The sequence below is a fragment of the Lysobacter sp. Soil_C_59 genome (assembly GCF_057656415.1).
In genome coordinates this window covers 115,149-129,186 of record NZ_JBDGKK010000008.1, presented here as the reverse complement: position 1 = coordinate 129,186, position 14,038 = coordinate 115,149, and the positions used below count along the sequence as shown (strand labels likewise).

Genomic DNA, 14,038 nt, shown 5'->3' with positions numbered 1-14,038 from the left:
ACGTGGCGCGGCTCCGGCCGCGCCACGTGTTGTTTGCGTGGTACGCGTCTTGCCTGAGGCAATCGCAGCGTCAAAGTTCCACCGCCCCACCCTCCTTTTCCGATCCCGCGAGAAACCACCGTGGCCCGAGTCCGAACCGTCCACCTCCCACTGGCCGTTCGCCACGCCCACGGCTCGTCGGGATCGCTTCCTGAGCGGAGCGCGCAATGGCAGGCATAAGCAGCTCGGGCATCGGCAGCGGCCTCGACGTGCCGAACCTGGTCGCGCAGCTGGTCGCCAACGAGCGCGCGCCGACCGCGGCGCTGATCGATCGCAGCGAGCGCCAGACCAAGGCGCAGATCTCCGCGCTGGCCACGTTGCGCAATGCCTTCGATGGCCTGCGCACGGCCCTGACCAAGCTGACCTCCGACGACTCGGCACTGGCCCGCAAGGTCAGCGTCCAGGCCGAGGCAGGCTTTACCGCCACTGCCGCCGCCGGTGCGGCGACCGGCAACTACCAGGTCGAAGTGCTCGCGCTCGCCGGCGCGCACAAGCTTTCGTCTGCCGCCTATGGCAAGAGCGACAGCGTGGTCGGCACCGGCCGCCTGACCATCGCCAGCGGCGAAACCACGATCAACGTCGACATCGACGACAAGAACAACACCCTCGCCGGCATCCGCGACGCGATCAACCGCGCCGCCGACGGCAAGGGCGTCACCGCCACCATCGTCAATGCCGACGACGGCGCACACCTGGTGCTCAGTAGTACCCAGACCGGCGCTGCCAACGCCATTCGCGTGACCACCAGTGGCGGCGACGGCGGCCTGACGGAGCTGCGCCACGACCCGCCCAATGCCAGCACGATGACCCAGCTCAGTGCCGCCACCGACGCGCGCATCAAGGTCGACGGGCTGGAGCGATCCAGTGCCAGCAACACCATCACCGACATGCTGCAGGGCGTGACCCTCACGCTCAACAAGGCGGCCGTGGGCACGGTCAAGGAACTCAGCGTCGCCAGCGACCCGACCGTGCTGCGCAATGCCGCCAAGGGCTTCGTCGCCTCCTACAACGCAGCGCTCGGCGCGATCGCCAGCACCTCCAAGTACGACCCCGCGACCAAGATCGCGGCGGCCTTCAACGGCGATGCCATGGTCCGCGGCACCGGCCAGGAGCTGCGCAACCAGCTCAGCGGCTCGGTCACCGACCTCAAGGCGCTGGGCATCACCATCGCGGCCGATGGCACGCTGAAGATGGACGATGCCGCATTCGATGCCGCGATGGCCAAGGATCCGACCACGGCGACGAAGTTGTTCAGTGCCGACAACGGCCTGGCATCGGGCCTGCAGAAGACCATGGCCGGCCTGCTCGACGACGACGGCCTGCTCGACAGCCGCAGCGACAACCTCGCCGGTCGCACGCGCTCGATCGAGGACCAGCGCACCGCGCTGGACCGTCGCATGACCCAGGTGGAAGCCCGTTATCGGGCGCAGTTCGTCGCCCTCGACGGGCTGATGGCGAAGATGCAGTCGACCAGCAACTTCCTGGCCCAGCAGCTCGGCCTGCTTTGACCCCTACCCTGACGAGCCGCGCCATGCACAGTGCCCGCACCTACGCCAACCAGTACCGCCAGACCGGCGTATCCAGCGCCGTGCTCGAGGCCAATCCGCACCAGCTGATCGCGTTGATGCTGGCGGGCGCCCGCGAACGCGCACGCCTGGCCATCGCCTGCCTCGACCGCGGCGACCTGCCGCGCAAGGCGCAGGCGATCACCGACGCCAGCACGATCATCGGTGGCCTCAATGGCGCCCTGAACCTGGAAGCCGGCGGCGAGATCGCCGACGGCCTGCAGGCGCTCTACGACTACGCCCAGCGAAGGCTGCTCGCGGCCAACCTCGACAACGACGCCGAGCCGCTGCGCGAAGTCGATGCCCTGCTTGGCGATATCGAGTCGGCATGGCGGGCGATCTCGCCGGAGACGGTCTGATGTCGCCCGTGCCGCCCGTGCTGCCGGTGGACGAAGTCCGTGCGGCGATTGCCGCCGACGACTGGGCACTCGCCGACACGCTGCTGGCGCGGCACCACGAGCAACTCGCGGCGATCATGCTGCAGTTCACATCGCCGCTGCGCAACGACAGCCTCTGGCTCGACCTGCTGCGCCAGCAGAATGCGCTGCTGGACGAGCTTCGCGAAGCGCGTGACGGTGTCGAAACGGCCATCGCCCGGCTTCATGCCGACCGCCGTGGCGCCAACGCCTGGCTGCGGGAGCTGGCATGACGGGTGGCGCAGCCCCATTTGACTCGGTGTTCGGCGACACCCTCGCCTGCGACGAGTTGCGGCCCGCGGCATTCCTGCCCGGGGCGCTCGACCAAGCACAGATCCAGGCGCTTTGGACGCGCGGTGAAATGCTGCTGCGTGCCCTCGCCGTCGTCGAGGACAGCGCCGGCAGTGAAGAAGGCGAACCACCGGCCGACCACGCCGTGCTGCGCATCGAGGCCAAGCTCGACCTGTTGACCGCGCTCGTCGCCAACCTCGCCGGCAACCATGGCGCCGACCCGCTGCACGCGTTGCGCTGGTCGTCGCAAGGTGCCTGCCTGGGCGTTGATGCCGCCATCCCGGTGGGTACGGCCGGTCGCCTGCGCATTCAGCCCGCTGACTGGCTGCCATCACCCTTGGAACTGACCGCGACCGTGCACGGCTGCGATATCGGCAGCGACGGCAAACCCCGGGTCTGGCTGCGCTTCGGTCCACTCTCGGCAGCGCTGGGGGCCGCCCTGGAGCGGCACCTGTTCCGTGTCCACCGCCGGGCAGTGGCCGAGAGCCGGCGCGCCCGCTGATTTATCAAACGGCGGTCACAGTACGGCCTAACGGCGCTGCCCTCCTTTGCACACTACGGCTATCGTGGCCGGGTGGTGCAAAGGGGAACACGCGTTGTGCGAGTACTGATTTGCGACGACCACACCCTCGTTCGCGCAGGTGTGCGTAGGTTGCTGGAGTCGTTTGCCGACATTGAAGTCGTCGCCGAGGCGAGCAACGCTGACGAAGTGATTGTGCGAACCCAGCAGACCCAGCCCGACATCGTGCTGCTGGATCTTTCCCTGCCCGGTCGCAGCGGCTTCGACGCCCTGGCCGAGTTGCGCCGCATATGCCCCGATACCGCTGTCGTGATCATGTCGATGCACGACGACGCCCTGCACGTGCGTGAAGCACTGCTGCGCGGTGCCAGCGGCTTCGTCGTCAAGGAAGCAGCGCCGGCGGAACTTGAGATCGCGGTCCGTGCGGCGGCGTCTGGTCGCACCTTCCTCAGTCCGCAGGTTTCGGCACCGCAATTGCAGGGCTACCAGTCCCGCAACAAGGCCAGCAACGGCAATGGCCATGCCAACGGCGAAAGCAAGGGCATGGAGGACATCGACAGCCTCCCCCGTCGCCAGCGCGAGATCCTGGTGGCGTTGGGCACCGGCCGCACCACCAAGCAGATTGCCGCTGACCTGGGCATCAGCGTGAAGACCGTGGAAACCCATCGCGCCCGCATGATGGAAGCCCTCGGCGTGCGCAATGCCGTCGAACTGCTGCGCATCGCCATGCGCCACCACGACCGGCGCTGACAAACTGACGCAGTGCGTCAACGTTCGTCACGGTTCGGACCGCTTGCGTCGAAACCACGACGCAATGTCAGGGATCCCCTGACATCGATACAGGTATGCCCCTAGTGGCCTGTAGGTTTGCCCCTATCGGATAGCCGTCACGGAAAGTTGACGATGGTCACGGGGATCGGCTGGATGCTGATCAGGGGAACCGAAGTGAAAGCCACAATCCGCGCCAATCTAGTGCAGGGCGTCAATTTGACGCCGCAACTGCTGCAGTCGATCCGGTTGTTGCAACTGAACTCGCTGCAGTTGGAACAGGAACTTCGCCAGACGCTGGAGCGCAATCCGCTGCTCGAGCAGGAAGAAGCGGCCGACGACAGCGAAGCGACAGACGATGCCGAACTAGCCAGTCTCGAAGTCGCAGCCTGGGACGAACTTCCCGAACCGGGTTTCCTCTCCGGCGGCGGCATGGCCGGCGGCGACGCCGATGACGCCGCCGCGCGCATCGCCGCCGAAGGGTCCAGCGATCCGCGCGTGCGTTTGCTGGAACTGCTCGCGGTGCACTGGAACGCACGCGACCTGGCATTGGCTGCCTGGTGGCTGGACCACTGCGACGACAATGGTTACCTCGAGCAACCCCTCGACGAACTGTCGGCGTTGGCCGCGCAGGCCTTCCCGGCCCAGGCCGATGAAGTTGAAATCGTGCGCCTGCGCCTGCTGCATGGCGACTGGCCGGGCATGGCCGCGGCCGATGCCGGCGAGTGCCTGCGCGCGCAGCTGGCGCAGCACGCCGACAGCCCGGTCCGCACCATCGCCATGCGCATCCTTAGCGACCATCTGCCGTTGCTGGCCGCGCACGACGATGCCGCCCTAGCCTCCGCGCTGGGCGCCACGCTCGATGACGTCCGCGCCGCGATCGCGGTGATCCTCACCCTGCGCGCCCATCCCATTGAATCGCTGCCGCAGGCCGAAGGCGCGCACGTCGTTCCCGACGTGGTCGCCTGGCACGCCGGCGGCGCCTGGCGAGTGGCGCTGAATCAGCGCACCGCCCCGAAGGTCCGCATCGCCGCGCATTGCGAGCGCGCCCTGAGCGGCAACGGCGGCAACCATGCCGTCCTGCGCGGCCTGCTCGATGAAGCCCGCTGGCTGGTTCGCGGCCTGGCGATGCGCAACGACACCCTGCTGCGTACCGCGCAGGTGCTGATCGAACGCCAGCGCGCCTTCCTCGACCAGGGCGAGGAAGCCATCGTGCCGCTGACCCTCAACGAGGTCGCCGAGGCGATCGGCATGCACGAGTCGACCGTCTCGCGCATCGTCAGTGGCAAGTACATCCAGACCCCGCGTGGCACGTTCGAGCTCAAGCGCCTGTTCGCGGTGCGACTGGAAGGCGCCGAAGTGGCCGGCAGCGCGGTGCGCGCCATGGTCAAGCGCCTGATCGAATCCGAACCGGCCGCCGCGCCGCTCGCCGACGACGTGATCGCCGGCCTGCTCGCCCGCCAGGGCGTGCGCGTGGCCCGACGCACCGTCGCCAAATACCGCGACCAACTCTCGATCGGACCGGCCCGGGCGCGTCAGCGCCTGCCGCGCCGTGCAATGGCGGGCTGACAGGAATGAACGCGATGAAGCAACTGAACGTACTCCTGGTCGATGACCATCCCGGTTTCATTTCCGCGGCGATGCGCAGCCTGCGCCGGCTGGAATGGCTGAACGTGGTCGGCACGGCCGGCAACGGCATCGAGGCGATCGCGCAGTGCGAGACGCTGCGCCCGGATGCGGTGCTGATGGACCTGGCCATGCCCGAGATGGGCGGCCTGCAGGCGACGCGGCTGATCAAGGCGCAGGACAACCCGCCCTTCATCGTCATCGCCAGCCACTTCGACGACGGTGAACACCGCGAGCACGCCCTGCGCGCCGGTGCCGACGCCTTCGTCAGCAAGCTGGCCTACCTGCACGACGTGGTGCCGATGCTGGAGGCGTTGTTTGCTGCTTCGACGGGCTCGGACGAATCGGGAGACGTGGCATGAGCGAGTCGCGCATCCTCGTCCTCGACCACGACATGGAACGCGCCGAACGCGTGTCCACCCTGCTCGAGTTCATGGACTTCAGCCCGCGCATCGTCACCGATGCCGGCGACATCGACCTGACTCGTGCCCGCGGCAGCGACTGGGTGGCCGTGATCCTGGGCGACATTGGTGATGGCGCCAGCTGGCAGCAGTTCGCGCAATGGCTGGCGAAGCAGTCGCTGCATCCCCCTGTGCTGGAACTGCCCGGTCATGACGCCGCTGCCGCCTGGCGCGCCGCGCTGCACCCGCAAACCGTTTGGCCGCTGCACTACCCGATCCGTCGCACCGAGCTGCAGGAAGCGCTGCGCCGCGCCAGCCTCAAGCGTCTGGACGAAGATGCGCGCCAGGAAATCCCCAAGGTCGGGCCGACCGGCCGCAGCACCGCGGTGCTGCAGCTCAACCGCATGATCGACCAGGTCGCCCCGCACGACACCACGGTGCTGGTGCTGGGCGAGTCGGGCACCGGCAAGGAAGTCGCCGCGCGTGCGATCCACGCCCGTTCGGCGCGTCGCGACAAGCCCTTCGTCGCCATCAACTGCGGTGCGATCCCGCCGGACCTGCTCGAGAGCGAACTGTTCGGCCATGAGAAAGGCGCCTTCACCGGCGCGCTGACCCAGCGCAAGGGCCGCTTCGAAATGGCCGAGGGCGGCACGCTGCTGCTCGACGAGATCGGCGACATGAGCCTGCCGATGCAGGTCAAGCTGCTGCGCGTGCTGCAGGAGCGTTGCTTCGAGCGCGTCGGCGGCAACGAGACGCGCCGCTGCGACGTGCGCGTGGTCGCCGCGACCCATCGCAACCTCGAGGACCAGATCGCCAAGGGCAACTTCCGCGAAGATCTCTTTTACCGCCTCAACGTCTTCCCGATCGAGATGCCCGCCCTGCGCGAGCGCAGCGAGGACCTTCCGGACCTGATCGCCGCCATCACCCAGCAACTAAGTGAGGGCGGTCGCGGCCGGGTCGCGCTGGGCGACGATGCGGTCGCCGCGCTGGGCCATTACGCCTGGCCTGGCAACGTGCGCGAGCTGAGCAACCTGCTCGAGCGCCTGGCCGTGCTTCATCCGGGCGGCACCGTGCGTGTGGCCGACCTTCCGGCGCGCTACCGTGCGGCGCTGCCGCCGGGCGAGATGTTCGAAGCTCCGGCCAGGCCGGCGCAGATTGCGCCGCCGCAGCTTGCGCCTGTTGCCATCGCCACGACCCACTCGCCGATGCTCGATCCGGCATCGCTCTCGCCCACCGCGACGTTGCCGCCGCAGGGTATCGATCTGCGCGGTCACATCGCCGGGATCGAGCTGGAACTGATCCGTGCCGCGCTGACCCAGTCCGGCGGTGTCGTCGCCCATGCCGCGCCGCTGCTGGGCCTGCGCCGCACCACGCTGGTCGAGAAACTTCGCAAGTACGGCATCGATCGCGAGGCGTCGGAGATTGCTGTGGACCAGGGTGGAGACCAGGCGGCGGGATTCTGACGCCGCTCTGGCACGCGCCTTGCCTAGTCTCTGCAAGCCCGTTTGGCAGCGACTGACACGATGACCGACGCCATCTCATCGATCCTTTCCCAGATCCGCGCGCACGAGATGCGTTCGCGCGGTGTGGTGGCCGATGCGCCACTGGGCAACGAGATCTCGATCGATGGTGGCAGGGCGTCCACCGGCGTCAACGGCACGCCCGGCTTCCAGCAGACGCTGTCGAACGCGATCGACAAGGTCAGCCAGACCCAGGCCAACGCCAGCAGCCTGCAGCAGGCCTTCGAAGTCGGCGACCCGCGCGCCGACCTGGCACGGGTGATGGTCGCGATGCAGCAGTCGCAGGTCGCCTTCCGCGCCACCGTCGAGGTGCGCAACCGCCTGGTGCAGGCCTACCAGGACGTCATGAACATGCCGATCTGATCAGCTAGCACGCCGACCTCACCGCCGACCCGCCACCACCTCCACGCAGCAGACCCGCACCGATGAGCGTGATCGCACTTCCCCAAGGACCTGCCGGAACCCTGCGCGACCTGCGTCGCCTGCAGGACATTCCCGCGGTGCGCCAGCTCGGCATGTTCGCGATGGTCGCCGCCGCCGTCGCACTTGGCTTGTGGCTGTTCTTCTGGACGCAGAAGCCCGACTACGTGCCGGTGTTCGCCGGCCTCGACGCCAAGGCCACCGGTGAAGCATCCGAGCTTCTGCGCACCGCGCAGATCCCGTTCCGCATCGATGCCGGCAGCGGCGCGCTGGCAGTCCCGACCGACCAGCTCGGTGCCGCCAGGATGGCATTGGCCTCGGCAGGACTGCCCGCCGACAACACCGCCGGCTTCGAATCCATCCAGGGCGACCAGGGTTTCGGCACCAGCCAGTTCATCGAGAACGCGCGCTACCAGCACGCGCTGGAGATCGAACTGGCACGCACCATCGGCAACCTGCGCCCGGTGCGCGAGGCACGCGTGCACCTGGCGCTGCCCAAGCCCAGCGCCTTCACCCGCCAGAACGAACCGGCCAGCGCCTCGGTGGTGCTGCAGTTGCAGACCGGCAGCACGCTGGAGCGCGGCCAGGTCGACGCGATCGTGCACCTGGTCGCCTCCAGCATCGCCGAGCTGCCGCCCGAGCGCGTGACCGTGGTCGACCAGTTCGGGCGCATGCTCTCCAACGCCGACCCCGACAGTGACGATGCGATCGGCGCCAAGCAGTTCGAGCAGCAGCGCAGGCAGGAGTCGGTTTACGTGCAGCGGATCCAGGAACTGCTGGAACCGATGACCGGCCCGGGCCGCATCAGCGCCCAGGTCAGCGTCGACATGGACTTCGCCCAGACCGAACAGGCCAGCGAGCGCTACGGGCCGGAAGCGGCGGTGATCCGCAGCGAACAGATTTCCGAATCGGGCAACCTGGGTGCGGCAGTCGCACCGCCGCAGGGTGTCCCGGGCAGCGTCAGCAACACGCCGACGGCTGCGAACACCGTTGCCAATGGCGCCAATCCTGCAGCGGCGCCTGCCGCCGCAGCGGCGGCCCCCGCGGTTGCCACGGCGACCGGTCCGGGCAGCCGCAGTGCAGTGCGCAATTACGAGATCGACCGCACCCTCACCCACACCCGGCAGGCACCTGGCCGGATCCGTCGCGTCACCGCCGCGGTGCTGGTCGACAACGTCGCGCCGTCGGCCGGCGAGAACGGCAAGCCGACCAAGGCGCGTCCGCTCAGCGCGGCCGAACTGCAGCGCATCCAGACCCTGGTGCAGCAGGCCATCGGCTTCGACTCCCAGCGCGGAGACGTCGTCTCGGTGGTCAACGCACCGTTCGCCCGCGAATCGGTCGACACCGGCAAGGACGGTCCGCCGATCTGGCAGAACCCGCGTGCACGCGACCTGCTGCGGATCGCGATCGGTGGCCTGGCGGTGTTGCTGCTGATCTTCACCGTACTGCGCCCGGCCCTGCGCCAGCTGATCGCGCCGAAGTCGCGCACCACCACCACCGCCACGGCGGTCGTGATCGCGCAGGACGAAGAGATCCCGGTGGCGCTGTCGGCGCCGCAGTCGAGCAAGGCCGCCAACACCGCGCAGCTGAACTTCGACGAGAAGCTCGAGGTCGCGCGCACGGCGGTGAACACCGACGCCAAGCGCGTGGCGCAGGTCGTGCGTGACTGGGTCGAATCCGATGGCTGAGCCGATGGCCTTGTCCGGCGTGCAGCGTGCCGCGATCGTGCTGCTGTCGCTCGGCGAGCAGCAGGCCGCCGAGGTGCTCAAGCACATGGGCGCCAAGGAAGTGCAGAAGCTCGGCGTGGCGATGACCTCCGTCGGCGGGGTCTCGCGCGACGATGTGCTGCGCGTGTTCGACGACTTCGTCGATGTGCTCGCCCAGCCCAGCGGCCTCGGGTCCGGTGCAGACGAGTACGTGCGCGCGGTGCTGACCCAGGCCCTCGGCGAGGAGCGCGCCAGCAGCCTGATCGACCGCATCCTCCTCGGGCGCAACACCTCCGGCCTGGATACGCTCAAGTGGATGGAGCCGCGTGCGATCGCCGACCTGGTGCGCCTGGAACACCCGCAGATCATCGCCATCGTCATGTCGCACCTGGATGCCGACCAGGCCGCCGAAGTGCTCAAGTGCCTGCCCGACCGCGTGCGCGCCGACGTGCTGGTGCGCATCGCCACGCTCGACGGCATTCCGCCGCACGCGCTGAATGAACTCAACGACGTGATGGCGCGCCAGTTTGCCGGCAGCCAGAACCTCAAGTCGTCCTCGGTGGGCGGCATCAAGGTCGCCGCCAACATCCTCAACTTCATGGATTCGGGCCAGGATGAAGTGATCCTCGGCGCGATCGGCCAGGTCGATGGCGAACTCGGCGGGCGCATCCGCGACCTGATGTTCGTCTTCGACAACCTCTCCGACCTCGACGACCGCTCGATGCAGGCCGTGCTGCGCGATGTCCCCAGCGAGCGCCTCGCCCTCGCCCTGCGCGGCGCCGAGGCCAAGGTGCGCGAGAAGATCACCGGCAACATGTCGCAGCGCGCCGCGCAGATCCTCATCGAGGACATGGAAGCGCGCGGCCCGGTGCGGCTTGCCGAAGTCGAGGCGGCGCAGAAGGAAATCCTCACGATCGTTCGCAAGATGGCCGATAGCGGCGAGATCCAGCTCGCGGCCAAGACCGAGGCCTTCGTATGAACGCCTCGGCATGGCCGTCCGACGTGGTCCGCTGGAACGCGCCGGGCCTTGCCCTGGTTGCGGAAGAGTCGCTGCCGCCATTGCCGGCGCCGCCCAGCGTCGAGGAACTGCAGGCGCTCGAACGCGCCGCACACGCCGAGGGCTTTGCCCGCGGCCACGCCGAAGGCCTGGCCGCCGCGCAGGACGAAGTGCGCCGCACCATGGCGCAAATCGAAGGCATCCTTGACGGCTTCACCCGCCCCCTCGCCCGTCTCGACGGCGAGGTGGCCGATGCCCTCGCCGACCTGGCCGTGCGCATCGCCGGCACCCTGCTCGGCCGCGCCTACATTGCCGACGCGACGCTGCTGGCAGACCTCGTGCGCGAAGCGCTCGACGCGGTCGGCAGCGGCAGCCGCGAGATGGAACTGCGCCTGCATCCGGACGACTTTGGCGTGCTCGCGCCGCACCTGGCCGGACTCGACGGCGTGCGCCTGACCATCGACGCCAGCCTCGGCCGCGGCGAGCTGCGCATGCACAGCGAAAGCGTCCGCATCGACGGCACGCTTGCCGCGCGCCTGCAGTCGGTGCTCGATGCCGCGCTGATCGCCAGCCCGGACGCATCGGCATGAGCAATGTCGCCGCCAGCCATTGGCACGAAGCGCGCGGCCTGCGCCTTGCAGCGCGACTGCATGCGGCCAATCCGCAGCCACCATCGCTGGGCCTGGCACGCGAAGGCGTGCTGCGCCGCGCCGTCGGCCTGACACTGGAAGCCTCCGGCTGCAGTGCTCCGCTGGGATCGCGCTGTCGCGTGGAGACCGCCGGCGGCCGCTGGGTCGAAACCGAAGTCGTCGGATTCGCCGGCGATCGCACCTTCCTGATGCCCACCGCGAACCTGGAAGGCCTGCTGCCGAACGCGCGCGTGGTGCCAACGCGCCGGCGCGGCGAAGTGGCCGTCGGCGAAGGCCTGCTGGGTCGCGTCATTGACAGTGACGGCGTGCCGTTCGACGGACGTGGCCCCATCCGCGCCGAGAACTGGGTCGGCCTTGGCGGCGTCGCGATCAATCCGCTGATGCGCGAGCCGATCACGCGTTCGCTCGATGTCGGCGTGCGCGCGATCAATGCCCTGCTGCCGATCGGCCGTGGCCAGCGTATCGGGCTGTTCGCCGGTTCCGGCGTCGGCAAGTCGACGCTGCTCGGCATGATGACCCGCTACACCGCCGCCGACGTGATTGTGGTCGGCCTGATCGGCGAGCGCGGCCGCGAAGTCCGCGACTTCGTCGAGGCCACGCTGGGCGAGGAAGGCCTGCGCCGCTCGGTGGTCGTCGCCGCTCCCGCCGACCGGCCGCCGCTGGCGCGCCTGCACGGTGCGCTGCGCGCGACCGCGATCGCCGAGTGGTACCGCGACCAGGGCCTGCACGTGCTGCTTCTGATGGACTCGCTGACCCGCTTCGCCCACGCCCAGCGCGAGATCGGCCTGTCGGTCGGCGAGCCGCCAACCACGCGCGGCTATCCGCCGTCGGTGTTCGCCAAGCTGCCGCAACTGGTGGAACGTGCCGGCAACGGTGCCGAAGGTGCCGGCTCGATCACCGCCTTCTACACCGTGCTGACCGAAGGCGACGACCAGCAGGAACCCATCGCCGACGCCGCCCGCGCGATCCTCGATGGCCACATCGTGCTGACCCGCCGCATCGCCGATGCCGGCCAGTACCCGGCGATCGACGTGGAGGTCTCGGTCAGCCGCGTGATGCAGGACATCACCGATCCGGCCTGGCGCGAACGCATCCGCAAGCTCAAGCGCCTCATGGCCGCGTACTCGGCGCAGCGCGACCTCATCGCCATCGGCGCCTACCAGCGCGGCAGCGACCCGGCGGTCGACGAGGCGATGGCGCGCTGGCCGGCAATCCAGGCCTTCCTCGGCCAGGACGTCACCGAAGCATCCGACGTCGAAGCCAGTCGCGCCGCCCTGGCCCGCCTGCTCGACGGCACCGACACCTCAACCCTGCCGCAAGTCCTGGAGATTTGATCCCGATGCGTTCGCAACGTCTCGATCCCCTGCTCAAGGTGGTGCAGCAACGGCAGGACAAGGCCGCCCGCGATGTCGCCGAGCGCGAACGCGAGCTGGCAGCGCAACAGGAGCGGCTGGATGCACTGCGCCGCTACGCCGAGGAATACGCCGCCGCACCTGCAACCGCGACGACGATCCCGGCACTGCTGGTCAACCGGCTGGCATTCCGCGAGCGACTCAACGCCGCCGTGGTGCAGCAGGCCGGCGTGGTCGACAACAGCAAGCGCCTGAGCGATGTCGAGCGTGCACGCCTGATGCTCGCCAGCCGCGAGACCAAGGTGCTGGGGCAGCTTGCCGACAGCTATCGCGCGCAGGAATCCCGCCAGGCCGAACAGCGAGTGCAGCGCGAACTGGACGACATCGGTGGCCGCACCGCGCGTGCCGCCGCGGTCGCGGCCGAGAGCGGCGAATCCGGCGGAAGCAAGCCGTGATCGGATCGACCGCCGGCACCAGCATCGCGCCGCCTTCGTCCACCGTCGCTGCCGCCGGAAGCGGCACGCGCCAAGGGATGACGGATGCGCCTGCACCGGGCGGCGCTGGCGACAGTCAGCCGGCCGATGCAGCGACAAAGCCTGAAGGTGGAAAGCAGGCGCCTTCGACGCAGTCCGCGGCAAAGCGCGATGCCGACGCCAGCGAGCCGTCTTCGCCGACCGACTTTGCCGAGCTGCTCGCCGCGAAGACCGACGCGCCGCCGGTGGCAACGCTGCCCGCGCCAACGCCCTTTGAGCCGGCCAGCGTCGAAACGGCGCAGGCAGACAACACGCTTCCCGACCAGTTGCTCGCGCTGATCACCGGAAGCTGGAGCCTGCCGGCCGCGAACGCACCGCAGACGGCACCGGCCAGCGCCAGTGCATCACGCCCCCTGCCAATGACTGGTGCGGCGACGCCGTTCAACCTGTCAGCGCCGACCGCCGACAGCGCACCTGTCGCCAACGCCGTGCCTGCCCTGGCCGCATTGACCGACTTGGCTGCCGCCACCGCGGCGCGGGGCGAGGACCTTGCCGCAGCCCCGATCGACTCGCCTGCGTTCGATCTCGGTTGGTTGGCCACCGCCGCCCCTGCTGCCTCGCCGCCCCGCGCGGACGCGACCGTCATCGCTGCGCCGCTGGCAATGCCCACCGACCCCGACGCCGGTTTCGACGACGGCTTCGGCGCCCGCATCGCATGGATGGCCGAGCAGCGCGTCGGCCACGCCGAGATCCGCCTCAACCCCGAACACGTCGGCCCGATCGAGGTGCGCGTGCAGCTCGACGGCACCCGAGTGACCGCCGAGTTCCACAGCGCCCACGTCGAAGTGCGCCAGGCGATCGAAGCCAGCGTCCCGCGCCTGCGGGAAATGCTCGGCCAGCAAGGCCTGCAACTCGGTCATGCCGACGTCGGCCAGCGTCACGCGGGCCAGAACCCATCCGGCCAAAGCCAGGCTCCCGCCCACGGTGAGCAGGAAACTGCCAGCGGTTCGCGCGCGAGTGCCGGCACGGCAATGGCCGTGCGCAGCCGCGGCCTGCTCGACGAGTACGCCTGAAACGCCGGATCCCGGCGAGCGCCCCGTCACCGGCATCCCGGCGGACGCACCATCACCGTCATCCCGGCGAACCCCGGGATCCATTTGCGCTCTCGCATGCAAGCAAGTCACTGGGTCCCCGCCTTCGCGGGGATGACGGGCTTGAGAGCAACGTCCATGGGTTCCCGCCTGCGCGGGAACGACAAAGAAAACGAAGACCGGGCAATGAGATGCCGAGCGTC

Annotated in this window: 15 protein-coding genes; all 15 read left to right on the top strand. The window is 69.0% G+C overall.

What is annotated here, in order from left to right:
- The first annotated feature begins 206 nt into the window (after nucleotides 1-206).
- The 15 genes from fliD (at nucleotide 207) to AC3A3Q_RS14900 (ending at nucleotide 13,817) form a co-directional block, all read left to right on the top strand.
- Nucleotides 207-1,547 carry a flagellar filament capping protein FliD gene (gene fliD / locus AC3A3Q_RS14970; protein ID WP_487586995.1) on the top strand — a complete coding sequence of 447 codons (1,341 nt, stop codon included), beginning with the start codon at nucleotides 207-209 and terminating at the stop codon, nucleotides 1,545-1,547.
- A 23-nt stretch (nucleotides 1,548-1,570) separates the two neighbouring features.
- On the top strand, nucleotides 1,571-1,963 hold the full coding sequence (gene fliS, locus AC3A3Q_RS14965) for a flagellar export chaperone FliS (protein WP_487586994.1): 393 nt from the start codon (nucleotides 1,571-1,573) through the stop codon (nucleotides 1,961-1,963).
- Nucleotides 1,963-2,253: a hypothetical protein gene (locus tag AC3A3Q_RS14960; protein WP_487586993.1), complete on the top strand. Its 291-nt coding sequence runs from the start codon at nucleotides 1,963-1,965 to the stop codon at nucleotides 2,251-2,253. The genes fliS and AC3A3Q_RS14960 overlap by 1 nt, the downstream gene beginning before the upstream one ends.
- Before the next feature lie 26 nt (nucleotides 2,254-2,279).
- Nucleotides 2,280-2,813, top strand: a complete 534-nt coding sequence (locus tag AC3A3Q_RS14955) for a PilZ domain-containing protein (protein ID WP_487586992.1) — start codon at nucleotides 2,280-2,282, stop codon at nucleotides 2,811-2,813.
- A 96-nt stretch (nucleotides 2,814-2,909) separates the two neighbouring features.
- Complete coding sequence (locus AC3A3Q_RS14950; protein WP_487586991.1) at nucleotides 2,910-3,581, top strand: response regulator; 672 nt, start codon at nucleotides 2,910-2,912, stop codon at nucleotides 3,579-3,581.
- Between the two features lie 195 nt (nucleotides 3,582-3,776).
- Entirely contained in the window at nucleotides 3,777-5,168 is a 1,392-nt protein-coding gene (gene rpoN / locus AC3A3Q_RS14945) for an RNA polymerase factor sigma-54 (protein ID WP_487586990.1), read from the top strand.
- Between the two features lie 14 nt (nucleotides 5,169-5,182).
- Complete coding sequence (locus AC3A3Q_RS14940) at nucleotides 5,183-5,587, top strand: response regulator (RefSeq protein WP_487586989.1); 405 nt, start codon at nucleotides 5,183-5,185, stop codon at nucleotides 5,585-5,587.
- Nucleotides 5,584-7,089, top strand: a complete 1,506-nt coding sequence (locus AC3A3Q_RS14935; protein ID WP_487586988.1) for a sigma-54 dependent transcriptional regulator — start codon at nucleotides 5,584-5,586, stop codon at nucleotides 7,087-7,089. The genes AC3A3Q_RS14940 and AC3A3Q_RS14935 overlap by 4 nt, the downstream gene beginning before the upstream one ends.
- A gap of 60 nt (nucleotides 7,090-7,149) precedes the next feature.
- The gene (gene fliE, locus AC3A3Q_RS14930) at nucleotides 7,150-7,509 is read left to right on the top strand and encodes a flagellar hook-basal body complex protein FliE (RefSeq protein WP_487586987.1); all 360 of its coding nucleotides are present in this window, start codon (nucleotides 7,150-7,152) and stop codon (nucleotides 7,507-7,509) included.
- Nucleotides 7,510-7,571: 62 nt separating this feature from the next.
- Nucleotides 7,572-9,254 carry a flagellar basal-body MS-ring/collar protein FliF gene (fliF, locus tag AC3A3Q_RS14925; protein ID WP_487586986.1) on the top strand — a complete coding sequence of 561 codons (1,683 nt, stop codon included), beginning with the start codon at nucleotides 7,572-7,574 and terminating at the stop codon, nucleotides 9,252-9,254.
- A gap of 10 nt (nucleotides 9,255-9,264) precedes the next feature.
- Nucleotides 9,265-10,251 carry a flagellar motor switch protein FliG gene (gene fliG / locus AC3A3Q_RS14920; protein WP_158731641.1) on the top strand — a complete coding sequence of 329 codons (987 nt, stop codon included), beginning with the start codon at nucleotides 9,265-9,267 and terminating at the stop codon, nucleotides 10,249-10,251.
- Nucleotides 10,248-10,859: a FliH/SctL family protein gene (locus tag AC3A3Q_RS14915; RefSeq protein WP_487586985.1), complete on the top strand. Its 612-nt coding sequence runs from the start codon at nucleotides 10,248-10,250 to the stop codon at nucleotides 10,857-10,859. Before fliG ends, AC3A3Q_RS14915 begins: the two co-directional genes overlap by 4 nt.
- Nucleotides 10,856-12,253, top strand: coding sequence for a flagellar protein export ATPase FliI (gene fliI / locus AC3A3Q_RS14910; protein WP_487586984.1), 1,398 nt, complete (start codon nucleotides 10,856-10,858; stop codon nucleotides 12,251-12,253). Before AC3A3Q_RS14915 ends, fliI begins: the two co-directional genes overlap by 4 nt.
- A 5-nt stretch (nucleotides 12,254-12,258) precedes the next feature.
- Complete coding sequence (locus AC3A3Q_RS14905) at nucleotides 12,259-12,726, top strand: flagellar export protein FliJ (RefSeq protein ID WP_487586983.1); 468 nt, start codon at nucleotides 12,259-12,261, stop codon at nucleotides 12,724-12,726.
- Nucleotides 12,723-13,817 (top strand): flagellar hook-length control protein FliK, encoded by a 1,095-nt coding sequence (locus tag AC3A3Q_RS14900; protein ID WP_487586982.1) that lies wholly within the window; start codon nucleotides 12,723-12,725, stop codon nucleotides 13,815-13,817. Before AC3A3Q_RS14905 ends, AC3A3Q_RS14900 begins: the two co-directional genes overlap by 4 nt.
- Nucleotides 13,818-14,038: the final 221 nt, after the last annotated feature.